This is a genomic window from Streptomyces silvisoli (assembly GCF_029269905.1).
In the GTDB taxonomy this organism is placed as follows: Bacteria; Actinomycetota; Actinomycetes; order Streptomycetales; family Streptomycetaceae; genus Streptantibioticus_A; species Streptantibioticus_A silvisoli_A.
Genome location: NZ_JARJBC010000015.1, coordinates 66058 through 90713, shown reverse-complemented (window position 1 = coordinate 90713; position 24656 = coordinate 66058). Strand labels below are relative to the sequence as shown.

The 24656-nt window shown below is 68.6% G+C and carries 19 protein-coding genes; 15 read left to right on the top strand and 4 right to left on the bottom strand.

Features of this window, described 5'->3' with window-relative positions; translation table 11 throughout:
- Positions 1–29 precede the first annotated feature (29 nt).
- The 3 genes from P3G67_RS22875 (at position 30) to P3G67_RS22865 (ending at position 5619) form a co-directional block, all read left to right on the top strand.
- Positions 30–440, top strand: coding sequence for a (deoxy)nucleoside triphosphate pyrophosphohydrolase (locus P3G67_RS22875; RefSeq protein WP_276095136.1), 411 nt, complete (start codon positions 30–32; stop codon positions 438–440).
- Positions 441–627: 187 nt separating this feature from the next.
- Positions 628–3177 (top strand): SpoIIE family protein phosphatase, encoded by a 2550-nt coding sequence (locus tag P3G67_RS22870; protein WP_276095135.1) that lies wholly within the window; start codon positions 628–630, stop codon positions 3175–3177.
- 228 nt (positions 3178–3405) lie between these two features.
- On the top strand, positions 3406–5619 hold the full coding sequence (locus P3G67_RS22865) for a SpoIIE family protein phosphatase (protein WP_276095134.1): 2214 nt from the start codon (positions 3406–3408) through the stop codon (positions 5617–5619).
- An 84-nt stretch (positions 5620–5703) separates the two neighbouring features.
- On the opposite strand, the gene P3G67_RS22860 is transcribed toward P3G67_RS22865, so the two are convergent.
- The 4 genes from P3G67_RS22860 to P3G67_RS22845 form a co-directional block, all read right to left on the bottom strand.
- Entirely contained in the window at positions 5704–6498 is a 795-nt protein-coding gene (locus P3G67_RS22860) for a succinate dehydrogenase/fumarate reductase iron-sulfur subunit (RefSeq protein ID WP_276095133.1), read from the bottom strand.
- Positions 6495–8438: a fumarate reductase/succinate dehydrogenase flavoprotein subunit gene (locus tag P3G67_RS22855; protein WP_276095132.1), complete on the bottom strand. Its 1944-nt coding sequence runs from the start codon at positions 8436–8438 to the stop codon at positions 6495–6497. Before P3G67_RS22855 ends, P3G67_RS22860 begins: the two co-directional genes overlap by 4 nt.
- 45 nt (positions 8439–8483) lie before the next feature.
- Positions 8484–9305 (bottom strand): hypothetical protein, encoded by an 822-nt coding sequence (locus tag P3G67_RS22850; protein ID WP_276095131.1) that lies wholly within the window; start codon positions 9303–9305, stop codon positions 8484–8486.
- 64 nt (positions 9306–9369) lie between these two features.
- Positions 9370–9675 carry a hypothetical protein gene (locus P3G67_RS22845; protein ID WP_269853437.1) on the bottom strand — a complete coding sequence of 102 codons (306 nt, stop codon included), beginning with the start codon at positions 9673–9675 and terminating at the stop codon, positions 9370–9372.
- A gap of 261 nt (positions 9676–9936) precedes the next feature.
- Between P3G67_RS22845 and P3G67_RS22840 the strand changes: the two genes are divergently transcribed.
- The 12 genes from P3G67_RS22840 (at position 9937) to P3G67_RS22785 (ending at position 24654) form a co-directional block, all read left to right on the top strand.
- Positions 9937–11709, top strand: a complete 1773-nt coding sequence (locus P3G67_RS22840) for an ABC transporter family substrate-binding protein (RefSeq protein ID WP_276095130.1) — start codon at positions 9937–9939, stop codon at positions 11707–11709.
- A 154-nt stretch (positions 11710–11863) separates the two neighbouring features.
- Positions 11864–13768 (top strand): translational GTPase TypA, encoded by a 1905-nt coding sequence (typA, locus tag P3G67_RS22835; protein ID WP_269853435.1) that lies wholly within the window; start codon positions 11864–11866, stop codon positions 13766–13768.
- Between the two features lie 395 nt (positions 13769–14163).
- Positions 14164–15783 carry a peptide ABC transporter substrate-binding protein gene (locus P3G67_RS22830; protein WP_276095129.1) on the top strand — a complete coding sequence of 540 codons (1620 nt, stop codon included), beginning with the start codon at positions 14164–14166 and terminating at the stop codon, positions 15781–15783.
- Between the two features lie 123 nt (positions 15784–15906).
- Positions 15907–16830, top strand: a complete 924-nt coding sequence (locus P3G67_RS22825) for an ABC transporter permease (protein WP_269853433.1) — start codon at positions 15907–15909, stop codon at positions 16828–16830.
- On the top strand, positions 16823–17755 hold the full coding sequence (locus P3G67_RS22820) for an ABC transporter permease (protein WP_276095128.1): 933 nt from the start codon (positions 16823–16825) through the stop codon (positions 17753–17755). The genes P3G67_RS22825 and P3G67_RS22820 overlap by 8 nt, the downstream gene beginning before the upstream one ends.
- Positions 17756–17767: 12 nt before the next feature.
- Positions 17768–18796: an ABC transporter ATP-binding protein gene (locus P3G67_RS22815; RefSeq protein WP_276095127.1), complete on the top strand. Its 1029-nt coding sequence runs from the start codon at positions 17768–17770 to the stop codon at positions 18794–18796.
- Complete coding sequence (locus tag P3G67_RS22810) at positions 18789–19817, top strand: ABC transporter ATP-binding protein (protein WP_276095126.1); 1029 nt, start codon at positions 18789–18791, stop codon at positions 19815–19817. Before P3G67_RS22815 ends, P3G67_RS22810 begins: the two co-directional genes overlap by 8 nt.
- 840 nt (positions 19818–20657) lie before the next feature.
- Positions 20658–21545: a helix-turn-helix domain-containing protein gene (locus P3G67_RS22805; protein WP_276095125.1), complete on the top strand. Its 888-nt coding sequence runs from the start codon at positions 20658–20660 to the stop codon at positions 21543–21545.
- A complete protein-coding gene (locus P3G67_RS22800) occupies positions 21532–21744 on the top strand; it encodes a DUF397 domain-containing protein (protein ID WP_276095124.1) in 213 nt (70 codons plus the stop codon). Before P3G67_RS22805 ends, P3G67_RS22800 begins: the two co-directional genes overlap by 14 nt.
- Before the next feature lie 97 nt (positions 21745–21841).
- Entirely contained in the window at positions 21842–22294 is a 453-nt protein-coding gene (locus P3G67_RS22795; RefSeq protein ID WP_276095123.1) for a hypothetical protein, read from the top strand.
- On the top strand, positions 22272–22793 hold the full coding sequence (locus P3G67_RS22790) for a hypothetical protein (protein WP_276095122.1): 522 nt from the start codon (positions 22272–22274) through the stop codon (positions 22791–22793). The genes P3G67_RS22795 and P3G67_RS22790 overlap by 23 nt, the downstream gene beginning before the upstream one ends.
- Positions 22794–23031: 238 nt before the next feature.
- Positions 23032–24654, top strand: coding sequence for a peptide ABC transporter substrate-binding protein (locus tag P3G67_RS22785; RefSeq protein WP_276095121.1), 1623 nt, complete (start codon positions 23032–23034; stop codon positions 24652–24654).
- Positions 24655–24656 lie beyond the last annotated feature (2 nt).

The window sequence follows — 24656 nt, the reverse complement described above, 5'->3', positions numbered from 1 at the left end:
GCCCTGCGCGGCGCCGTAGAGTGCCGCGCATGAGCGTTTCGGTGCGTGTGGTGGTGGGCGCGGCGCTGCTGCACCAGGGCCGGTTGCTGGCCGCGCGGCGCAGCGCCCCGCCGGAGCTGGCCGGGCGCTGGGAGCTGCCCGGCGGCAAGGTGGAGCCGGGCGAGACGGCCGAGCAGGCCCTGGTGCGCGAGCTGCGCGAGGAACTGGGGGTCGAGGCGGAGCCGCTGGAGCGGATCCCCGGCGAGTGGCCGTTGCGGGCCGATCTGGTGCTGCGGGTGTGGACCGCCCGGCTGGCCGAGGGCTCCGCGCCGCCGCGTCCCCTGGAAGACCACGACGCCCTGCGCTGGCTGTCGCCCGCAGAGGTGGCCGGCGTCGACTGGCTGGACCAGGACCGCCCGGCGGTCGCCGAGGCGGCCCGCAGGCTCTCCGGGGGCCGGTGAGCGCGGTGCGGACAGGGCGGCGCGCGGCACCCCGCTTGAGGCGGGCGGGAGGCGGGCGCGCCGGACCCGTTCGAGGACTCCGCCGGACTGAACGGAGTAACGCGCCGGGCCGGTCGCCGTGTACTCCATTGATCATGGGGTACGGGGGGTTTAGGCACTATGTCCGAACTGGCGGGAGGTGTGCCGGATGAGCACCCCATCCGCCGCGCACAATCCGCCACACAACGCGGCCGACCGCCACCGGACGCGCGGCCTGCAACCGGCAGCCACCCAACCCGCCGACTCCGGTGGGCTGCTGGACACCCTGCGGGTCGGCGTCATCATGCTGGACACCCGGGGCCGAGTGGTGCTGTGGTCCCCGCTGGCCGAGGAACTGCTGGGCTGGGCGGGCGAGCACATCGTCGGCCGCCGGATCGACCACATCATCAGCGACTGGTCCACGGCGCACGCCGTCCGCGCCGAGCGCCTCGGCCGGGTGCCCAGCCCCGGCCCCGCGGAGCAGGTGCTGGCCGAGCTGCTGCGCGCCGGACGCTGGGGCGGGGTGCTGCCGCTACGGCACCGCGACGGCCACACCGTGCAGGCCGAGGTGCGGGCCTCGCTGCTGGTGGACGGGGACGGCAAGCCGTACATCCTGGTCTCGCTCGCCGAGACCCAGCTGCTGCGCGGCCTGGAGCACGATCTGGCCATTGTCGACGCGGTGTTCGACACCTCCGCGCTCGGCATCGCGATCTTCGACACCGATCTGCGCTTCGTCCGCGTCAACCAGGCCCTGGCCCGAATGAACGGCCGCCCCCCGGACGACCACATAGGCCGCACCGTCGACGAGATCCTGCCCGGCAGGACCGGCCACAACCTCACCCTGGTCCAGCGCGAGGTGCTGGCCACCGGACGCACCGTGGTCGACCTGCTGAACAAGGGACCGGGCGGCGAGGGCCTGCGCTCCGCCTCGTACGCCAGGATCGTGGACCGGGCCGGGCGGGTACTGGGCATCTCCTGCATCGTCATGGACGTCACCGAACGCCACATCGCGGTCGCCAAGGCCGAGCGGGCCCGCGCCCGGCTCACCCTGCTCAACGACGTGGGCGGGGTCCTGTCCGACCTGCTCGACGTGGACCGCATCGCCCGGCTGCTGCCCGACATCCTGGTACCGGAGTTCGCCGACTACGCCGGGGTGCTGCTGGTCCGCGACGTCCCCCGGGGCGCCGACCTGCCGCGCCGCCCGCACCCCGCGCACACCCCGCTCGTGCTGGCCGGGGTCACCACGGGACCCGGTACCGAGGCGGTCGCCGCCCAGCTGCGCGCCGGGGCCAGCCTCAGCTTCCCCGAGGGCTCACCGCTGACCGAGGTGCTGGCCGGCGGCCCCGCCTGGTACGCCGAGACCAGCGCGGACCTGCACGCCGCCACGGACAGCGCGTACGGCCTCGACCCGCGCATAAAGGCCGCCCTGGAACTGGGCGTCGGCTCGATGCTCGTCGTCCCGCTGCGGGCCCGCGGCATCGTGCTCGGCCTGCTGGTCATCGGACGCTCCGTGCAGCGCGAGTCGTTCGACCCCGACGACCTGGCGCTCGCCACCGAACTCGCCGACCGCGCGGGCGCCGCCCTCGACAACGCCCGGCTGTACGCGCGGGAACGGGAGGGCGCCCTGATGCTGCAACGCAGCCTGCTGCCGCAGCACGTGCCCGAACTGCCGGGCGTCGAGGTCGCCTACCGCTACGTGCCCGGCAGCACCGGCGCGGAGGCGGGCGGCGACTGGTTCGACGTGGTGCCGCTGGCGGGCGGCCGGGTCGCCTTCGTGGTCGGCGACGCGATGGGGCACGGGCTCCAGGCCGCCGCCACCATGGGACGGCTGCGCACCGCCATGCGCACCCTCGCCGCGCTCGACATGACCCCCGACGAACTACTGCGCCGCATCAACGACCTGTCCGACGACTTCGCGCAGTTCCCCGACGAACCGATGATGGCCACCTGCGTCTACGCCGTCTACGACCCGTCGACCCGGATCTGCTCCATCGCCAAGGCGGGCCATCTGCCACCCCTGTTGATCGACCCAGGCGAGCGCGGAGCCGAAGGCGTGCACCGCCTCGACATGCCCACCGGCACCCCGATCGGCGTCGGCGAAGCGGAGTTCGAGACCACCGAACTGCGGGTGCCGGACGGCTCGGTGCTGGTGCTGTACACCGACGGTCTGATCGAGCGGCGCGGCGAGGACATCGGCCATGGCATCGACCGGCTCAGGGCGGTACTCGGCCGCCCGCACCGGTCGTTGGAGGACGCGTGCGACGACATGGTCACCAACCTGGTCGGGGAGCTCGAACCGGACGACGTGGCCGTGCTGATGGCCCGGCTCGGCGGCCTCCCCGAGGGCAGTGCGGCGTCCTGGGCCTTCCCCGCCGAACCCAGCGCGGTACGGCAGGCGCGCACGCATGTCCGAGAGACGCTGGCCGTATGGGGTTTGAACGCGCTGACCGACGTGACCGTACTTCTGGTCAGTGAACTGGTCACCAACTCCCTGCGGTACGCGCACGGACCCATCGGCGTCCGCATGGTCCGCGGACCCTCGCTGCTGGTCGAGGTCTCCGACCCGCTGCCCGATCCGCCGCGCGCCCGTACCGCCGACCACGAGGACGAGGGCGGCCGCGGACTCCAACTCGTCGCCCGGGCATCCCGGCGATGGGGCACCCGGCAGGGGCCGCTGGGCAAGACGGTGTGGTTCGAACTGGCGTTGCCGGGTAGCTGACCTCGGTGAAGTTGCCTCGTTGAAGCCGAAATGATGCTGTGATCGACAAGACCGTGTGTCCGGTGCCGCCGGTGCTCAATACTTCAGGGGTGCCCAATACCCTGAAGACTGGGCAGCGGCCGGTCCGGGAGTACTGAATATCTGGAGGGGTCTTGCGCTGCATACGTTCCGGCGGATCCTGCTCCGCCGCTTCGCACGGAGAAGGCCATCACCCCTCGGGGGCCGACCATGGCTGAACTGCCAAGTCCCCGGGGCCTTGAAGGCGACCGGGAGCGGGACGCCTCCCTGGCCGCGTTCGAGGCGATTTTCGGCCAATCTCCGATGGGGCTTTTCCTCGCCGACACCGACCTCAGACTGATCCGCGTCAACGAGCGCTTCGCACACGTCTACGGCAAGCCCGCGGGGGACTACCCGGGCCGCACCCCGCACGACTTCCTGCCCCGGGTCGAGGCCGACCGGCTCACCGCGGCGCTGCGCCAGGTGCTGGACTGCGGCGAACCGGTGGTCGACATGCAGGTCGTCGGCACCAGCCCCGGTTCTCCCGGCCGCCGTCGCTGGGCGATCTCCCTGTACCGGCTCACGGACCCGCACGGCCGTCCGTCCGGAGTGGCGGGCGTGGCAACAGATGTGACGACTCGTCAGCGCGCCGAACGGGAGGCGGCGCACACCCGGCGCGACCTGGCCCTGCTCAATGAGGCGGGCACCCGCATCGGCAACTCCCTCGACCTGGAGACCACCGCCCGGCAGCTGCTGGATGTCGCCGTACCGCACTTCTGCGACCTGGCCGCCGTCGACCTCTACCAGGTGCTGCTGACCGGCGACGAGGACCCGGTCGGCAGCTCCGACGGCAGCGCGGACGTGCGCAGGGTCGCGGGCGCCAGCGCGGTCTCCGGCGGCCCCGACTCACTGGGCGTCGAGGACGGCTCGGTGAGCGTGGGCGCGGTGCACCGCTATCCGTTCACCTCGCCCGCGGCGAAGGCGCTGCGCACCGCGCAGATCCAGGTCGTCGGCGTCAGCGGCGGCGGCTCCATGGCCGACGAGCCGACCGAACCCGACCCGGAGCGGGGCGAGTTGCCAGCCGTCGTCCAGTCCACCCTGGTGGTGCCGATGGTCGCCCGGGACACCGTGCTCGGCCTGGTGCACTTCTCCCGCGCCAAGGGCAGCGAACCGTTCGGCGAACGCGACCGCGCGCTGGCCGGGGAACTCGTCGCCCGGGCCGCCGTGTGCATCGACAACGCACGGCTGTACCGGCGCGAGCACGAACGGGCGCTGCTGCTCCAGCGCAGCCTGCTGCCACCGGGCAATCCGGAGGCCGCCGGACTCGACATCGCCTGCCGCTATCTGCCGGGCAACGCCGCCGCGGAGGTCGGCGGTGACTGGTTCGACGTCATAGAACTGCCCGGCCACCGCACCGCGTTGGTGGTCGGCGACGTGATGGGCCGCGGACTTCGGGCCGCCGTCGCCATGGGCGAACTGCGCACCGCGGTACGCACCCTGGCGCTGCTCGACCTCGAACCGGCCGAGGTGCTGACCCAGTTGGACGAGATCGCCCGCGGCCTGTCCGACCCCAGCGGCGGCCGCAGCCGACGCGCCAAGGACCGCGACACCGAGGACCTGGCCGAGGTGTACCTGGCGACCTGCGTCTACGCGGTGTACGACGCGGTCACCCGGCGCTGCACCATCGCCAACGCCGGCCATCTGCCGCCGGTCATCGTGCAGCCAGGTGATCCGGCGCTGATGCTCGACGTGCCGCCCGGCATGCCGCTGGGCGTCGGCGGCGAGCCGTTCGAGGAGGTGGACATCGAACTCCCCGACGGCGCGCTCCTCGCCCTCTACACCGACGGGCTGGTGGAGTCCCGCCACCACGCCCTGGACGAGGGCCTGGAGGCCTTCCGGCGCGCCCTGAGCACCGCCGCGCTGCCGCTGGAGGACGCCTGCGACCACGTACTGACCAGCCTGGACACCCACCACGGCGAGGACGACGTGGCGCTGCTGATGGCCAGGGTGCGGGGCCTGCCGGACGACGCGGTCGGCGACTGGACGCTGCCGCCGAAGGGCCAGTCGGTGGCCCAGGCCCGGGAGCTGGCCCGGGGGCGGCTGGAGGCCTGGGGCCTGGGCGAACTGGTCGACACCACCGAACTGCTGGTCAGTGAGCTGGTCACCAACGCGCTGCGGCACGGCAGAGGGGACATACGGTTGCGGCTGCTGCTGGACCGGACGCTGGTGTGCGAGGTCTGGGACTCCGGCCTCGTCCAGCCCAGGCGGCGGCGGGCCCGGGACACCGACGAGGGCGGTCGCGGGCTGCAACTCGTCAGCATGCTCAGCGAGAGCTGGGGCAGCCGTAGGACGCCGCGCGGCAAGACCGTGTGGTTCGAACTCGGGCTGCCCGACGGGGAGACGAGGGGACCGGACCTGGCGTCGGCGCTGCTCAGCGTGTACTGATCGGTCGTGTTGTGGGCAGCCGCTCCGCACGACGGAAACGGATGGGCACAACACGGCCCACGGCCCGCACCTTGGAATCCCGTCTCAGCGCCGACGAATCCTGTTCCCCAACCAGACCAGTGGATCGTATTTACGGTCCACTGCCCGTTCCTTGAGCGGAATCAGCGCGTTGTCGGTGATCCTGATGTTCTCCGGGCACACTTCGGTACAGCACTTGGTGATGTTGCAGTAACCGAGCCCGTGTTCCTCCTGCGCGGCGGACTTGCGGTCCAGGCCCGACTCGTCGGCCGAGTCCAGCGGATGCATGTCCAGTTCGGCGATCCGCATCAGGAAACGCGGCCCGGCGAACGCCTTCTTGTTCTCCTCGTGGTCCCGCACCACATGGCAGGTGTTCTGGCACAGGAAGCATTCGATGCACTTGCGGAATTCCTGCGAACGCCCCACGTCCTCCTGCTGCATCCGGTATTCACCGGGGCCCAGCCCGGGCGGCGGGACGAACGACGGAACCTCCCTGGCCTTGGTGTAGTTGAACGACACATCGGTCACCAGGTCGCGCACCACCGGAAAGGTCCGCATCGGCGTCACGGTCACCGTCTCGTCCGGCGCGAACACCGACATCCGCGTCATGCACATCAGCCGCGGCTGGCCGTTGATCTCCGCGCTGCACGAACCGCACTTGCCCGCCTTGCAGTTCCAGCGCACCGCGAGGTCGTTGGCCTGGGTGGCCTGCAACCGGTGGATGATGTCGAGGACGACCTCGCCCTCGTGCACCTCGACGTCGAAGTCCCGCAACTCGCCGCCGTCCGCGTCGCCGCGCCACACCCGGAAACGACCGGTGTACACGGAACCGTTGGCCTTCGGGCCAGGCGCAGCGCTCATGTGTCGAGCTCCTCGTCCGTGAGGTACTTGAGCAACTCGTCCTTTTCGAAAAGGCCGAGCAGATCGCCGCGGATCGGCGGCGTCTCCCGCCGGGTCAGCCTGACCTGGCCGTCGGCGGGATCGACCGCCGCCAGTTCGCCGTCGCGGTCGGCGAGTTCGCAGACCAGATTGGTCTTCCGCCAACGGCGGTCCATTTCCGGGTAGTCGTCGCGGGTGTGGCCGCCGCGGCTTTCGGTGCGCTCCAGCGCGGCGCGCGCCACGCACTCGCTCACCAGCAGCATGTTGCGCAGGTCGATCGCCAGGTGCCAGCCCGGGTTGAACTGGCGGTGCCCCTCGACCCCGGCCCGCCGGGAGCGCTGCCGCAGGCCGGCGAGGCGGCGCAGCGCCTCGGCCATCTCAGGGGCCCGCCGGATGATGCCGACCAGGTCGTTCATGGTCTGCTGCAACTCCTGGTGCAGCGCGTACGGGTTCTCCGCAGGGCCCCCGGCCGCCTCCGGCTCGTCGCCCTCGACGCTGAACGGGCGCAGTGCCTCGGCCGCCGCGGCGTCCACCTGCTCGGCGGAGACCCGGGGGCGGCCGTCGGTGCCCAACCCGGCGGCGTACTCGGCGGCGTGCAGCCCGGCCCGGCGGCCGAACACCAGAAGGTCGGAGAGGGAGTTGCCACCCAGCCGGTTGGAGCCGTGCATTCCGCCGGCCACCTCGCCCGCCGCGAACAGCCCGGGAACCCCGGTCGCGGCCGCGCTGTCCGGGTCGACCTCGACCCCGCCCATCACGTAGTGGCAGGTCGGCCCGACCTCCATGGGCTCGGCGGTGATGTCGACATCCGCCAGTTCCTTGAACTGGTGGTGCATGGACGGCAGCCGCCGTCTGATCTCCTCGGCGGGCAGCCGGGTCGACACGTCCAGGAACACCCCACCGTGCGGAGTGCAACGCCCCGCCTTCACCTCGGAGTTGATGGCCCGGGCCACCTCGTCGCGGGGCAGCAGTTCCGGTGGGCGGCGGTGGTTGTCCGGATCGGTGTACCAGCCGTCCGCCTCCTCCTCGCTCTGCGCGTACTTCTCCTTGAAGACGTCCGGAACGTAGTCGAACATGAAGCGCTTGCCGTCGCTGTTGCGCAGTACCCCGCCGTCACCGCGCACCGACTCGGTGACCAGGATTCCCTTCACGGACGGCGGCCAGACCATTCCGGTCGGATGGAACTGCACGAATTCCATGTTGATCAGCGGTGCCCCGGCCAGCAGCGCCAGCGCGTGCCCGTCCCCGGTGTACTCCCAGGAATTGGAGGTCACCTTGAAGGACTTGCCGATGCCACCGGTGGCCAGTACGACGGCGGGCGCCTCGATGACGAAGAGGCGCCCGGACTCCCTTACGTAGCCGAACACCCCGGAAACCCGCTCACCGTCCTTCAGCACTCGGGTGACGGTGCATTCCTGGAAGACGCGCAGCCGGTCCTCGTAGTCACCGCACCGCTTGTGGTCCTCCTGCTGGAGGGAGACGATCTTCTGTTGGAGGGTGCGGATGAGTTCCAGACCGGTGCGGTCGCCGACATGCGCCAGCCGGGGATACTCGTGGCCGCCGAAATTGCGCTGGGAGATCCGGCCGTCCTTCGTGCGGTCGAACAGCGCACCCCAGGTCTCCAACTCCCACACCCGGTCCGGGGCTTCCTTGGCGTGCAGCTCGGCCATCCGCCAGTTGTTGAGGAACTTCCCGCCCCGCATGGTGTCCCGGAAGTGCACCTGCCAGTTGTCACGCGGATTGGCGTTGCCCATGCTGGCGGCGATTCCGCCCTCGGCCATCACCGTGTGCGCCTTGCCGAACAGGGACTTGCAGACCACGGCGGTGCGCAGGCCCTGTTCCCGGGCCTCGATGGCGGCCCGTAGCCCCGCCCCGCCCGCGCCGACCACCACCACGTCGTAGGTGTGCCGCTCGACTTGCGTCATGTGCTGCCGCATCCCTTTCGCTGGTTTCCGGCGACCTCTTGCCCGCTAGAAGAACTTCGGATCGGTGAACGCGCCGCTGGCGACCAGGTACACATACAGGTCGGCAACCGCGACCATCACCAAAGAGCCCCAGGCCAGTGCCATGTGATGAGCCGTCAGCCGCCCCACCCAACTCCACATCCGATAGCGCACCGGGTGCTTGGAGAAGTTCTTCAACCGCCCGCCGACGACGTGCCGGCAGGAATGGCAGGACAGGGTGTAGACCCAGATCAGCGCGACGTTCACCAGCAACACCAGGGTGCCCAGGCCCATATGGCCCCAGCGCCCGGCCGCGTCCCGGAACCCGAGCGCCGCGTCATAGGTCAGGATCACCGCGAAGACGAGCGCGAAGTAGAAGAAGTAGCGGTGCACGTTCTGCAGGATCAGCGGAAAGCGCGTCTCCCCGGTGTACTTGCGGTGCGGCTCGGCCACCGCGCACGCGGGCGGCGCGGCCCAGAAGCCCCGGTAGTACGCCTTGCGGTAGTAGTAGCAGGTCAACCGGAATCCCAGCGGGAAGATCAGTACCAGCAGCGCCGGCGAAAGCCCCCACCAGGGCCCGAAGATCTGCAGGTCCGCACCCCCCTTCATGTTCACGCAGTTGGTCGCGATGCAGGGGGAGTAGTACGGGGACACGTAGGGCGCGGCGTAGTAGTCGGCATTGGCGAAGGCCCGCCATGTCGAATAGACGACGAACACCGTCAGCACGGTCGCGGTGACGGCGGGCGCCAGCCACCAGCGGTCGGTGCGCAGCTGCCGCGCGGCGATCGCGGCACGCCCGGGGGCGTGCACGCCGCCTGATGAGGGTCCTGCTGTCTCGGTCGTGGCCAACGGGTCGCCTCCGGCGAGGTGGGTGGCTTACCGGTTTCGCCTCACGGTGTGCCGTGCTGGGGGGCTAGGGGGCGTGCCGGTCGCGGGCGCCCAGGCCCTCGTCGTCGGAGTCACGCCACAGGTTCGGGTCGTACGGGGCGTCCGGGACGGTGATCATCTGCTGGGCGGCCTTCGACTGACCGGACGGCCCGGTCCTGGAGGCTGGAGCGCTGTCGCGCAGCAACGCCAGGTCCTCCCGCAGATGGTTGGCGTCGGCCCGGACCCGCCGCATGTCGATGCTCTGCCCGACATGCTGCTCCAGCGTGGTCAGGCAGCGGTCAAGGTCGTCAAGGCGTCGCTGGGTGGCAGTGAGCTCATCCTGTAGGGACATGGACAGCACCTCCGTTGCGCGTTCGCGCGGGTTGCCCCAGAAAGTGTCGCGCGTCACAGGCGCGCTTGTGAAGACGGTATCCGCTCCGTCGGGGTCTTGCGTTTTCCCGCGAGGGGTGGCAGGCGCTCGGCTAGGCCACACAGGTGGCCTTCGCCGTCCCCGACGCCGTGTCGGACCGGCCGCCCGGGCGCCATCACCTTCAGTAGGTGCGATAAGCGGCAAACGAGATAAGCGCTCGGGAGTCCCCCGGAGGTAGCCACGATGTCCCGCACCGCGGTCGGAACCATCGCCCTGGTCGTCGTGGCGAGCGCCGCGGCGGCCGGCTGCTCGGCCTCCTCCGGAACCGCCGCCTCCGCCGTCGACGTCGCCTCCGTCGCCCGCTCCTCGGTACGCGACGGCGGCACGCTGCGCTGGGCGGTGGACGCGGTCCCCGGCACGCTCAACACCTTCCAGGCCGCCGCCGACCCGCAGACCGCCCGGGTCGCGGGCGCGGTACTGCCCGCGCTGTTCACCGTGGACGGCCGCGGCCGACCCCAACGCGACCCGGACTACCTGGAGTCGGCGGCCGTGGTCAGCAGGTCACCGCAGGTCGTGGTGTACAAGCTCAACCCCAAGGCGGCCTGGAGCGACGGCCGGGCTATCACCGCCGACGACTTCGCCGCCCAGTGGAAGGCGCTGAACGGAACCAACTCCGCGTACTGGAGCGCGCACAACGACGGCTACGACCGCGTCTGCGACGTACGGCGCGGCGCGGACGCCCACGAGATCAAGGTCACCTTCAGCCGCCCGATGGCGACCTGGCGGTCCCTGTTCACACCGCTGTACCCCAAGGCGGTCACCGGCACCCCGGACGCCTTCAACGACGGCAGTCGCGCCGCGCTCCCGGTGACAGCGGGCCCGTTCTCGGTCCAGTCGGTGAACGCCAGGGGCGGCACCGTGACACTGGCCCGCGACCCCCGGTGGTGGGGCGAGCCGGCCAAGCTGGACCGGCTGGTGTTCACCGCGGTGCCCAGCGCACGCCGGGCCGCCGCCCTGGCCGCCGGAAGCGTGGACGTGGCAGAGGTGAGCCCGGACGCGCTCGGCGCGGTAACCCGGGACCGGCGGCTCGCGGTGCACCGCGCCCTGGACGCCTCGTACACCCAGCTCACGCTGAACGGCGGCAGCGGTCCACTCGCCGACGAGCGGGTTCGGCGGGCGGTGGCCCGGGCGATCGACCGCAAGGCCATCGCTCAGCAGGTGCTGCGCCCCGCCGGGCTGCCCACCGCGCCGCTCGGCAACCACCTGGTGCTGGCGTCGCAGGACGGCTACCAGGACAACAGCTCGGCGATCGGCGGCCCCGACGTGAAGACCGCCCAGGCCCTGCTGGCCGACGCCGGATGGCAGCCCGGCAAGGCGAACAGCGCGCGGAACGCCGCGGCGCCCGGCCCCTGGCACGCCCACCCGGCCGCCCCGCCGCCGGGCGGCGGCAAGGTCGCGCGGACCGAGACCGTGGAGCCCAGCGCCTTGCGCACCGACCGGTCCGGACATCCGCTGACCCTGCAGTTCGTGCTGCCGCAGCACGACGCCACGCTCGGCGCGGTCGGCGACCGCATCGCGCACATGCTGGCCGGCATCGGGGTGCGCAGCCAGATCACCAAGGTCGCGGACAGCAGCTTCTTCCAGGACCAGATCGCCTCCGGCGACTTCGACCTGGCCCTGTACTCCTGGCCCGGCACCGCCTTCCCGGCCACCGACGCCCGCCCGATCTACGCCAAGCCGGAGCCGGGCGCGGACGGCTCGCTGGTCGTCCAGCAGAACTACGCCCGGGTGGGCACCGACCTGATCGACCGGCTGCTGGACCAGGCGGGGGCCGAACTCAACCCCGGCAAGGCGGCCGACCTGACCAAGCGGGCCGACGCCAGGATCTGGGCCGCCGCGGGCTCCATCCCGCTCTACCAGCGCCCCCAACTGGTCGCCCAGAGCATCAGGGTCGCCAACGTGGGCGCGTTCGGCTTCCAGACTCCGCGCTACCAGAACATCGGCTTCCGCCGCTGAGCGTCCGCCCCGGGGCGCTCCGAGATCGCCCAGGCGGACGCTTTCGCCCGCGCCCCGTACCATGGGGGTAAGGCCGCGGCGTGATGTTGCCCGGCGGGCGCGCGTACCGGACCGGACGCGCCGCCATCCACGAATCCGGGAGAAGCGCCGCAGTATGCCCACGCGCCACGACATCCGTAACGTTGCCATCGTCGCCCACGTCGACCACGGTAAGACGACCATCGTCGACGCCATGCTCAAGCAGGCTGGCGCCTTCGCCGCCCATCAGCTCGACTCCGTCGACGACCGGGTCATGGACTCGAACGACCTGGAGCGTGAGAAGGGCATCACGATCCTGGCCAAGAACACGGCCGTGAAGTACCACCCCAAGGGCGGTGGCGAGCCGATCACCATCAACATCATCGACACCCCCGGCCACGCCGACTTCGGCGGCGAGGTCGAGCGCGGTCTGTCGATGGTCGACGGCGTGGTGCTGCTCGTCGACGCGTCCGAGGGCCCGCTGCCGCAGACCCGCTTCGTCCTGCGCAAGGCGCTCGCCAAGCGGATGCCGGTCATCTTGTGCATCAACAAGACGGACCGCCCGGACTCCCGGATCGACGAGGTCGTCAACGAGACCTACGACCTCTTCCTCGACCTGGACGCCGACGAGGACCAGATCGAGTTCCCGATCGTCTACGCCTGCGGCCGTGACGGCATCGCCTCGCTGACCAAGCCGGAGGACGGCACCGTCCCCGCCGACTCCACCAGCCTGGAGCCGTTCTTCTCCACGATCCTGGAGCACATCCCGGCCCCGACGTACGAGGAGGACGCGCCGCTGCAGGCGCACGTCACCAACCTCGACGCCGACAACTTCCTCGGCCGTATCGCGCTGCTCCGCGTCGAGCAGGGCGAGCTGAAGAAGGGGCAGACCGTCGCCTGGATCAAGCGTGACGGCACCGTCCAGAACGTCCGCATCACCGAGCTGATGATGACCGAGGCGCTCACCCGCAAGCCCGCCGAGAAGGCCGGGCCGGGCGACATCTGCGCCGTCGCGGGCATCCCGGACATCATGATCGGCGAGACCCTGGCCGACCCGGAGAACCCGGTCGCCCTGCCGCTGATCACGGTCGACGAGCCGGCGATCTCCATGACCATCGGCACCAACACCTCGCCGCTGGTCGGCCGTGGTGGCTCCGGGAAGGGCGCCGACAACAAGGCGGCCGTCAAGGACCGCAAGGTCACCGCCCGCCAGGTCAAGGACCGCCTGGACCGCGAGCTGATCGGCAACGTCTCGCTCCGCGTGCTGGACACCGACCGCCCCGACGCCTGGGAGGTCCAGGGCCGTGGCGAGCTGGCGCTGGCCATCCTGGTGGAGACCATGCGCCGCGAGGGTTACGAGCTGACCGTCGGCAAGCCGCAGGTCGTCACCAAGGAGGTCGACGGCAAGGTCTACGAGCCCGTCGAGCGCCTGACCATCGACGTGCCCGAGGAGCACATGGGCGCCGTCACCCAGCTCATGGGCGTCCGCAAGGGCCGTATGGACAACATGTCCAACCACGGCTCCGGCTGGGTCCGCATGGAGTTCGTCGTCCCGTCCCGCGGTCTGATCGGCTTCCGCACGGAGTTCCTGACCCAGACCCGTGGCACCGGCATCGCCCACTCCATCCACGAGGGCCACGAGCCGTGGTTCGGCCAGCTGACGACCCGCAACAACGGCTCGCTGGTGGCCGACCGGGCCGGTGCCGTCACCGCCTTCGCGATGACCAACCTCCAGGAGCGCGGCGTGCTGTTCACGGAGCCGGGCACCGAGGTGTACGAGGGCATGATCGTCGGCGAGAACTCGCGCTCCGACGACATGGACGTCAACATCACCAAGGAGAAGAAGCTCACCAACATGCGGTCGTCGACCGCTGACGTGACCGAGTCGATCGTCCCGCCGCGCAAGCTGTCGCTTGAGCAGTCCCTGGAGTTCTGCCGCGACGACGAGTGCGTCGAGGTGACCCCGGAGGCGGTCCGCATCCGCAAGGTCGTCCTCGACCAGAAGGAGCGCGGCCGCGCCGCGTCCCGCGCCAAGCGGTAACGCCTGCCGCTTGGCTTTGAGGGTTTTCTGGGGGGTACCCCAGACCCCCTGCGCCCTAAGTTCGCATATCGGACGGCCTGTTGAAGCCCATGGCTTCAACAGGCCGTTTGTTTTGTGTGAACGGTCCCTTTCGCGGGTGTCTGTCTATGTTCCATATGTCCAAGATTGCGGGGCTGTTAACCCCAGGTGTGATCAAAGCGAGACCATTTGCATGTTGGTGCCAGGCCCAACATGTCCGATAGTTGGACGCATTGAGCTCGGGTCAATGGGTCACGCGCTGATGGGGAGCGCCGACTCACGAGCAAGGAGAGCCGCCGTCCGCTGTCAGGGGTGTCAGCGGGGGACCGGCCCTCCTTTCACGTAGTGATTGTGAACGCCTGTGAGGAGGCTTACCCATGCGCGGAGCCAAGAGCGCCACCATGGTCATCGGGGCGATAGCCATCGCCCTGACCGCCACCGCCTGTGGCGGTGGTAGCAGCAGCGGCGCAGAGGATGGCGTGGTCCGCGCCTGGTGGGGTGACCCGCAGAACCCGCTTGAGCCCGCCAACACCAATGAGGTGAACGGCGGCAAGGTCCTGGACATGATCTTCAGCGACCTCAAGGAGTACGACCCCAAGAACTCCCAGGCCTACCTGGCCGCGGCCGACTCCATCACCTCGACCGACCAGCAGACCTTCACCATCAAGGTGAAGCCGGGCCTGAAGTTCTCCGACGGCACCCCGGTCACCGCCAGCTCCTTCGTGGACGCCTGGAACTACGGCGCGCTGCTGACCAACGCCCAGAAGGACGCCTCGTTCTTCGGCAACATCGAGGGCTACAGCCAGGTCCACCCGGACAAGGGCCAGCCGACCGCGAAGACCATGTCCGGCCTGAAGGTCGTTGACAACCTCACCTTCACGGTCAAGCTCACCCAGAAGTTCTCGGCCTGGCCGGACAGCCTCGGCTACAAGGCGTTCGCCCCGCTGCCGAAGTCGTTCTTCACCGACCACGCCAAGTGGCTCCAGCAGCCGGTCGGCAACGGCCCGTACAAGATCGTGTCGTACAGCAAGGGCCAGAGCATGAAGCTCGTCCCGAACCCGTACTACACCGGTGCGGAGAAGCCGAAGAACAAGGGCGTCCTGCTCAAGGTCTACACCGACGAGAACACCGCGTACGCGGACCTGCAGGCCGGCCAGCTGGACGTGGACGACTCCATCCCGGCGTCCGACATCCCGCACGTCAAGAACGACATGGCGGGGCGCTACCAGAACCTCCCGGCCGGCATCAACCAGGCCATCACCTTCCCGCTGAACCAGAAGACCTGGGGCGCCAAGGGCATGGAGAAGGTCCGCCAGGGCATCTCCATGGCGATCGACCGTGCCTCGATCACCCAGAAGATCTTCCAGGGCACCCGCACCCCGGCCACCGACTTCACCTCGCCGGTGCTCGGCTCGGCCGGTGGTTACAGCACCGACATCTGCGGTGACGTCTGCAAGTACGACCCGGCGAAGGCCAAGGAGCTCATCAAGGAGGGCGGCGGCATCCCGGGTGGCAAGTTCACCATCTCGTACAACGCCGACACCGGCTCCCACAAGGAATGGGTCGACGCGGTCTGCAACAGCATCAACAACGCGCTGGGCACCCAGGCCTGCCTCGGCAACCCGGTCGGCACCTTCGCGGACTTCCGCAACCAGATCACGCAGAAGCAGATGATCAACCCGTTCCGCGCCGGTTGGCAGATGGACTACCCGCTGATCGACGACTTCCTGCAGCCGCTGTGGGGCACCGGCGCCAGCTCGAACGACTCGCAGTACGCCAACCCCGACTTCGACAAGCTGATCAGCCAGGCCGAGGCCGAGCCGGACAAGGCCAAGTCCGTGGCGCTGTACCAGCAGGCCGAGAAGCTGCTCGTCAACGACATGCCGTCGATCCCGCTGTGGTACCAGAACGGTGGCGTCGCCTGGTCCGACCGGGTCTCGAACGTGACCGAGAACCCGTTCAGCTACCCGGTCTTCTACAACATCACCGTCAAGTGACCTGGTAACACGGCGTCTCCGCCAAGGCGGCGCACGGGGGAATCCACAGCAAACCGCACGCGGTGTGCGCGGCAGCCGGGCCCACGAGGCCCTGCTGCCGCGTACCCGATCCCTGGAGGGCAGATGGGGCGCTACGTCATCCGGCGACTGCTCCAGATGGTTCCGGTCTTTCTCGGAACCACACTTTTGATCTTCGTCATGGTCTACGCGCTCGGCGACCCGGTGGCCGCCATGTTCGGCGACAGAGCACCGGACCCCGCGACGGCGGCCATGATCAGGCACCAGCTTTACCTCGACCACCCGCTGTGGCAGCAGTATCTGCACTACATGGGGCAGATCCTCCAGGGCGACTTCGGCACCGCCTTCGACGGCCAACCCGTCACCCAACTCATGAGCAGTGCCTTCCCGGTGACGCTCCGGCTGACGCTGGTGGCGTTCGCCATCGAGGGCATCTTCGGCATCGCACTCGGCCTGCTGGCCGGCATGCGCCGCGGACGGTTCGCCGACACCGGCGTACTGGGCTTCACGCTGCTGATGATCTCCATCCCGGTCTTCGTCACCGGCTACCTGCTGCAGTACTTCGTCGCCGTCAAGTGGCAGTTGGCCAACCCGGCGGTGGCCGACGGCGCTCCGTTCGGCGACCTGATCCTGCCGGGCATCGTGCTGGCCGGTGTCTCACTGGCGTACGTGGCCCGACTCACCCGTACCTCGGTCGCGGAGAACTCCCGCGCCGACTACATCCGCACCGCGGTGGCCAAGGGCATGCCGCGCCGCAGGGTGGTCACGACCCATCTGCTGCGCAACTCCCTGATCCCGGTGGTCACCTTCCTCGGCACCGACATCGGCAACCTGATGGCGGGCGCCGTCGTGACCGAGCGGATCTTCAACGTCAAGGGCGTCGGCTTCCAGCTGTACCAGGGCATCCTGCGCCAGAACCCGCCCACCGTGGTCGGCTTCGTCACCGTCCTGGTGTTGGTCTTCCTCGCCGCCAACCTGCTCGTCGACCTGCTGTACGCGGTCCTGGACCCGAGGATCCGGTATGCCTGACACCACCAACTCCACGGTGAAGGACCAGGAAGCGACGACGCTCGACGCGGTCGCCGCCGTCACCCCGGCGCAGCGCGACGCACCGCGCAGCCTGTGGAACGACGCGTGGCACGACCTGCGCCGCAAGCCGATCTTCTACGTCTCTTCGCTGCTGATCCTCTTCCTGATCGTCATCTCGCTCTGGCCGAGCCTGATGACCAGCACCAGCCCGTACGCGTGCGACCTGAGCAAGTCGCAGCTCGGGCCGACCGGCGGGCACCCGTTCGGCTTCGACACCCAGGGCTGCGACGTGTACGCCCGCACCGTCTACGGCGCTCGCGCCTCGGTCGCGGTCGGCATCTTCACCACCCTGGGCGCGACCATCCTCGGCTCGGTGCTCGGCGGTCTCGCCGGGTTCTACGGCGGTTGGTGGGACGCGATCCTCTCCCGGATCAGCGACATCTTCTTCGGCATCCCGATCCTGCTCGGCGGTGTGGTCTTCCTGTCGGTGATCAAGGGCGGTTCGATCGCCACCGTGGTCGCCTTCATGGTGCTGCTGGGCTGGCCGCAGATCGCCCGTATCGCCCGCGGCGCGGTGATCACCGCCAAGCAGCAGGACTACGTACAGGCCGCGCGCGCCCTCGGCGCCAGCAGTGGACGGATGCTGTTGCGGCACATCGCGCCGAACGCGCTCGCTCCGGTGATCGTGGTGGCCACCATCGCACTCGGTACGTACATCTCGCTTGAGGCGACGCTGTCGTTCCTCGGGGTGGGCCTCAAGCCGCCGACCGTCTCCTGGGGCATCGACATCTCCCAGGCCTCAACGATGATCCGCAATGCTCCGCACATGCTGCTGTGGCCCGCGGGGGCGCTGAGCATCACGGTGCTCGCGTTCATCATGCTCGGCGACGCGGTGCGCGACGCCCTCGATCCCAAGCTGCGCTGAGGAGGCGTCGCCATGACCACTATGGAGAAGGCTGGTCCCGAGCAGACGGGCGCCACCGGCACCGCGCCGCTGCTCGAAGTACGCGACCTGCACGTCGAGTTCCACACCCGGGACGGGGTGGCCAAGGCCGTCAACGGTGTCAACTACTCGGTGAACGCCGGTGAGACGCTGGCCGTGCTCGGTGAGTCGGGCTCCGGCAAGTCGGTGACCGCACAGGCCGTCATGGGCATCCTGGACATGCCCCCGGGCCGGATCCCGAAGGGCGAGATCCTCTTCCGCGGCCAGGACATGCTCAAGATGTCCGGCGAGGAACGCCGCAAGATCCGTGGCCAGAAGATCGCGATGATCTTCCAGGACGCGCTCTCCGCGCTCAACCCCGTGCTCAGTGTGGGCTACCAGCTCGGCGAGATGTTCCGGGTGCACCAGGGCCTGTCCAAGAAGGACGCCAAGGCCAAGGCGATCGAGCTGATGGACCGGGTGCGCATTCCGGCGGCGAAGGAGCGGGTGGGGGACTACCCGCACCAGTTCTCCGGCGGTATGCGGCAGCGCATCATGATCGCGATGGCGATGGCCCTGGAGCCGGACCTGATCATCGCGGACGAGCCCACCACCGCGCTGGACGTCACCGTGCAGGCCCAGGTCATGGACCTGCTCGCGGAGTTGCAGCGCGAGATGCACATGGGGCTGATCCTGATCACCCATGACCTGGGTGTGGTCGCGGACGTCGCCGACAAGATCGCGGTGATGTACGGGGGCCGGATCGTGGAGACCGCCCCGGTGCACGAGATCTACAAGGCCCCGGCCCACCCGTACACCAAGGGCCTGCTGGACTCGATCCCGCGCCTGGACCAGAAGGGCCAGGAGCTGTACGCGATCAAGGGGCTACCGCCCAACCTGCTGCGGATTCCGTCGGGTTGTGCGTTCAACCCGCGCTGCCCGGTGGCACAGGACGTCTGCCGTACCGACGTTCCGCCGCTGGCGGCCGTGAGCGACACGCGGGCCAGCGCCTGCCACTTCTGGAAGGAGACCCTCGATGGCTGAGGCCATTCTCGAAGTGCGGGACCTGGTCAAGCACTTCCCGCTGACCCAGGGCATCATCGTCAAGAAGCAGATCGGCGCGGTCAAGGCCGTCGACGGAGTCAGCTTCGACCTGTACCGCGGTGAGACGCTCGGCATCGTGGGCGAGTCCGGCTGCGGCAAGTCGACGGTGGCCAAGCTGCTGATGAACCTGGAGCGGGCCACCTCCGGCCAGGTGCTCTACAAGGGCGAGGACATCACCAGGCTGTCCGGCAAGGCGCTCAAGGCGGTGCGGCGGAACATCCAGATGGTGTTCCAGGACCCGTACACGTCCCTGAACCCCCGGATGACGGTCGGCGACATCATCGGTGAGCCGTTCGAGATCCATCCCGAGGCGGCGCCGAAGGGCGACCGCCGCAGGAAGGTCCAGGACCTGCTGGACGTGGTCGGTCTCAACCCGGAGTACATCAACCGGTATCCGCACCAGTTCTCCGGCGGCCAGCGGCAACGCATCGGTATCGCACGGGGGTTGGCGCTCAACCCGGAGATCATCATCTGCGACGAGCCGGTCTCGGCGCTGGACGTCTCCGTGCAGGCACAGGTGATCAACCTGATGGGCAGGCTCCAGAAGGAGTTCGACCTGTCGTACATGTTCATCGCGCACGACCTGTCCATCGTCCGGCACATCTCCGACCGCGTCGGCGTGATGTACCTGGGCAAGATGGTGGAGATCGGCGACGACGAGCAGATCTACGAGCACCCGACCCACCCGTACACCCAGGCGCTGCTGTCCGCGGTGCCCGTGCCGGACCCGGAGTCCCGTGAGCACCGCGAGCGGATCATCCTGACCGGCGACGTGCCGTCTCCGGCCAATCCGCCGTCCGGATGCAGGTTCCGCACCCGGTGCTGGAAGGCGCAGGACAAGTGCGCTACCGAGACGCCGCTGCTGGCGATCCCGGAACGGTTCAAGGACGTCGACTCGCCCGCCGCGCACGAGAGCGCCTGCCACTTCGCGGAGGAGAAGGACGTGGTCGGCGCGGCCTGAGCCGTACCCGACCGGATGAGGGCGCCCCCTGTGTCCCGGGGGGCGCCCTCGTCGGCGTTCACCCTGGCTTCAGGGCCTGGGGGCGCTGGGACGGCGGTGTGCCGTCACCACGCGCGGGTTACGGGCCGACTGTGCCCAGGCCGATGGTCCACCCCATGCAGAGCGCGATGAGGGCGATGCCGAGCAGTACGGCACGCCTGCTGAGCCATGCTGCGAACCTGGTCACTGATGCTCCTTCTCCTGACAGGCGAACGTGATCACGCTGTGCACGGTCTGAAGATGGCGCCGTGCCAAGACCCGGTAATCGGTTGCGCGGCTGTGGTTGCGCTCTCTGCGGGCCGCCTCCTCGGCAGCTCGAAACCGGGCACACTCGGAGCAGTCCGACTCGAATGGCAGGGCGGTACTCATCGGCCCCACGCCCGTCGGGCATTGATCTCCGCCACCTTCGCCCGCAACTCATCCATCGGCCCTGCCGGGCATACATCTGCCAGCCGAGCCTTCCACGGGTCACCACTACCAGCTGGACGCAAGCTCACCGTCCCGGCGTTCCAGCCCAACACCACGCCGACGCGATCCAGCGTGGTATCGAGCATCACCCTGCCGACCTCCAGGTCGTACTCCTCTCCCAACGTCGTCGCCTCCTCAAGTCCCTTGTAAGCCCCAGGGTTTGATGGGACTTGCAGGCTCAGAGTCTCTTGCTACCCACCAGTTTGCAAGACTTCATTTTGAAGATTCACCCTTAAAAACTCGAAAGGTTGACACTCATTGCGAAGCGAGCACCGCAGTGCTTTCATTTCGAGTGCTGGGGGTGCTTCATACTGAGAAGGGGAGGGGTGACCCATGACAGAAGGGCCGACAGGATCGACGGTTCCCCGCAGGCAACTTGGGCGGTACCTGCGCGATCTACGCAACCAGGCGCGTCTCACGGTGCGCGCGGCGGCGCGCAAGCTGGAGTGGTCCGAGGCCAAGATGTGGCGCATCGAGACAGGGCAGACCTCGCTGCGCAGCCTCGACGTTGAGGCCATGTGTAAGGTCTACGGAGCTCCCGCTGGTCTCACCGAAGCCCTGATGGGCCTGGCCAAGGAAACCAAGGCGCGTGGTTGGTGGCATGCTTACGGTGACGTGATCCCGGAGTGGCTGGATCTGTTCATCGGACTGGAAGAGGCCGCATCGCAAATCGCCTGGTTTGAAAGCGATTTGGTTCCTGGTCTGCTCCAGACAGATGACTACGCGCGCACCATCATCCGCGCTGATAACCCTGACGAGGACGACGAAGAGATTGAGCGGCGCGTTCACGTGCGCATCGCTCGTCAAGTCCTGCTCACCAGGGTCACAGAACCGCCAGAACTGAACGTCGTACTCAACGAAGCCGTGTTGAGGCGCCCGGTTGGCGGAAACCACGTGATGGCTGCACAGCTCACACACTTGGTGGAAGTTGGCGAGCTGCCCAACGTTTCGATCAAGGTGGTCCCCTTCAGTGCGGGGCTCCACTTGGGCGTCATGTCAGGCCCCTTCGTCATCCTGAGATTCCCTCTCAACGGTGACGGAGCCGAGAGTGAGCCACCGACCGTCTACGTGGACGGTTACACCGGCGCGCTGTACCTCGAGAAGCCAAACGAAGTTGAACGCTACGGCGCGGCCTTCGAAAACGTCTGGGCGACAGCGCTGGACGAGGACGAATCGAAGCGCCTGATCTGTGAAGTGGCAGGAAGCTATGGGCAGGGTTGACCTGATAAACGCGGAGTGGTTCAAGTCCAGCTACAGCAACGGGCAAGGCGCCTGTGTGGAGGTGGCCTTCCCGCGTAACGGGGTAGTCCCCGTGCGGGACAGCAAGGATCCGAGCGGTCCTGCTCTGACATTCGGAGCTGCCGCGTGGACGGCGTTCGTGGCTGGGGTCAAGGCAGGTGACTTTCCGACCCTCGACTGAGCGCGGAGCGACGCGGGAGCCTCGGCAGGCGATCCGCTGTGAAGCCAACGGCCCGGCGGCGCGTAGCGGCTGCCGGGCCAGCGGGTTCAACGTCAAGGTGGAAGACGCGGCCAAGACGCTACGCCTGGGAGAGGGGCTGGAGAAGGTCCCGGACTTTCTCAAGGAGATTCCCGTCATCGATGTTGCCGCCGCGGGCACCTGCAGCCTCTTGGAGGCCAAGCAGGACCATGATGAGGGCTGGTCGTGGACGCATTCGGTGGTGGTGGATGGTGGGGCCAACGTCGGCGGACTGGCAATCACGGCGGGGGCGATTGCGCTCCTCCCGATCGAGGCACCAACGGCGGTGGTGGCCGGGGTTGGGGGCGTAGTCGCAGTGGGTGTGACGGGGGTTCTTGACCACGCGTTTCACGAGCACTGGAAGGAAGACATCCACAACCACGGCGTCGTCGCCGGAATCCTGCACGGTAGTGGCCATGTCTTCTCGCAGACAGGGGGAGATTTCGTGCGCATGAAGGATGATATCTGGCATGGCATCAAGAGCCTCTTCTGAAATGCTGGCGATCCCCAAGCTTCCGGGCCTTGGAACCACTTGGTACGGGCGTGGTGCTCGATATTGGGTGCGTCGCATCACCACGGCTGTGGTGTGGCTGGCAATGGTGGCATTTTTCTGCTTCATCGCAATAAGCCTCTACCGCAGCTTCAGAACCGATCTGCCGCCGACTGTGCGCATGATCTGGGACTGGGCGCAGGTCGCCGCTTCGTGCGTAGCGGTGGTTTGGGGATGGGCGGTACAACGCGCGGACCTACGGCGCCAGTTGCTGGATCCTCCCTCTCCTGGCGAGATCCGGGCGCGCAAGCGTGACGAGCAGCGAAGGGCCCCCGGGCTGATCGCTCTGGGGCGAGCGGTGATGTTGTTCGCGGCTCCTGTGATGCCCGCGTTCGCGGCGTGGGTGTTGGGGTGGACCTGCGCCATGGTGACCGTGCGCGAGTACCCCAGCGAAGTCGGCGCCCGGCGAGCCCTGGAAAAGCGGGTACCGGTCCGCCGCTGAGCAGCGCCGGGAGCGCGAGTGCGACGTGCCGGTGCGGCGGCCGGAGGCCTGCTGAGCCGGGAGCGGTAGTGCGGTCCGGCACGTTACGCCCCGTGCCCCGGATGACTCACGCGGATGGGTGCATACGGGCGGTTTCCCCCGCGGTCTCCGCGTGTACGACCGCCGGAAAGGCGTGGAAGATCACCCGTTGGGTGTTATTTGTGGCTACGTGTGACGTGAGCCATGAGGAGGCACCCGAATGCGCGGACCCGCACGCCCGAAGTGGGCGGTGTGCGCGGCAGTGGTCGTACTGACGGCCACCGCCTGCGGTGGCGGTAGCCGTCCCGGGGGTCCGAACGCCGTCGTGCGCGCGTCCTGGGGCGATCCGCAGCATCCGCTGGAGCCCGCGAACACCAACGAGGTGCAGGGCGGCAAGGTGCTCGACATGGTCTTCCGCGGCCTGAAGAGGTACGACCCGAAGACCGGCGCCGCACAGAACTGGATCGCAGACTCGATCACCAGCTCGGACCAGCAGAACTTCACCGTGCGGCTCAAGCCGGGCTGGCGGTTCTCCAACGGCGAGCCGGTCACCGCGCATTCCTTCGTGGACGCCTGGAACTACGGCGCGCTGGTCACCAACAAGCAGCTCAATTCCAGTTTCTTCGGCTACATCGACGGATACCGCCAGGTCCACCCGGACTCCGGAAGCCCTACCGCGAAGACCATGTCCGGGCTCTCGGTCAAGGACGACCGCACATTCACCGTAAGGCTCAGCCAGAAGTTCTCCACCTGGCCGGACACCCTCGGCTACTCGGCGTTCTACCCGCTGCCCAGGGCGTTCTTCACCGACCACGCGGGCTGGCTGCGGAAACCGGTCGGCGACGGCCCGTACGAGATCAACTCGTACACCAGGGGCACCGTCATGAGGCTGCGCCGATGGGACGGCTACACCGGCGACGACAAGGCGAAGAACGGCGGCGTCGACCTCCAGGTCTACACCGACAGCAACACCGCGTACACCGATCTGCAGGCCGGAAACCTCGACCTGGTCGACGACATCCCCACCACCCAACTGCGCAACGTCAAAAGGGACCTGGGGTCGCGCTACATCAACCAGTCCGCCGGAATCATCCAGACCATCGCCTTTCCGATGTACCAGTCGCGGTGGAGCGGCGGCAACGCACAGAAGGTGCGCCAGGGCATTTCCATGGCCATTGACCGCGCCTCGATCACAACCCGGATCTTCCGTGGCACCCGCACCCCTGCCACCGACTGGACCTCGCCGGTGCTCGGCGCGCGCGGCGGATTCAAAGCCGGGCTGTGCGGCGCCGTGTGCACCTACAACCCCACCCAGGCGAAAAGGCTGATCCAGGAGGGCGGCGGCCTGCCCGGCGGGCAGATGAAGATCGGCTACAACGCCGACACCGGCTCGCACAAGGTGTGGGTGGACGCGGTCTGCAACAGCGTCAACAACGCTCTGGGCAACGACAAGGCGTGCGTGGGCGCCCCGGTCGGCACCTTCGCGGACTTCCGCAACCAGATCACCAACAAGTCGGAGACCCAGCCCTTCCGCGCGGGCTGGCAGATGGACTATCCGCTGATCCAGGACTTCCTGCAGCCGCTGTACTACACGGGAGGCTCCTCCAACGACTCGCACTGGTCCAACGCCGATTTCGACCGGCTGGTCGACCGGGCGAACGGGGAATCCGACCGGGGCCGGGCGGTGAACGACTTCCAGGACGCGGAGCGCATCCTCGCCCAGCAGGTGCCCGCCATTCCGCTGTGGTACCAGAACGGCAACGCCGGCTACTCCGCCAACCTCTCGAACGTGGCGCTCAACCAGTTCAGCGTCCCGGTCTACAACGACATCACCGTCAGCTGAAC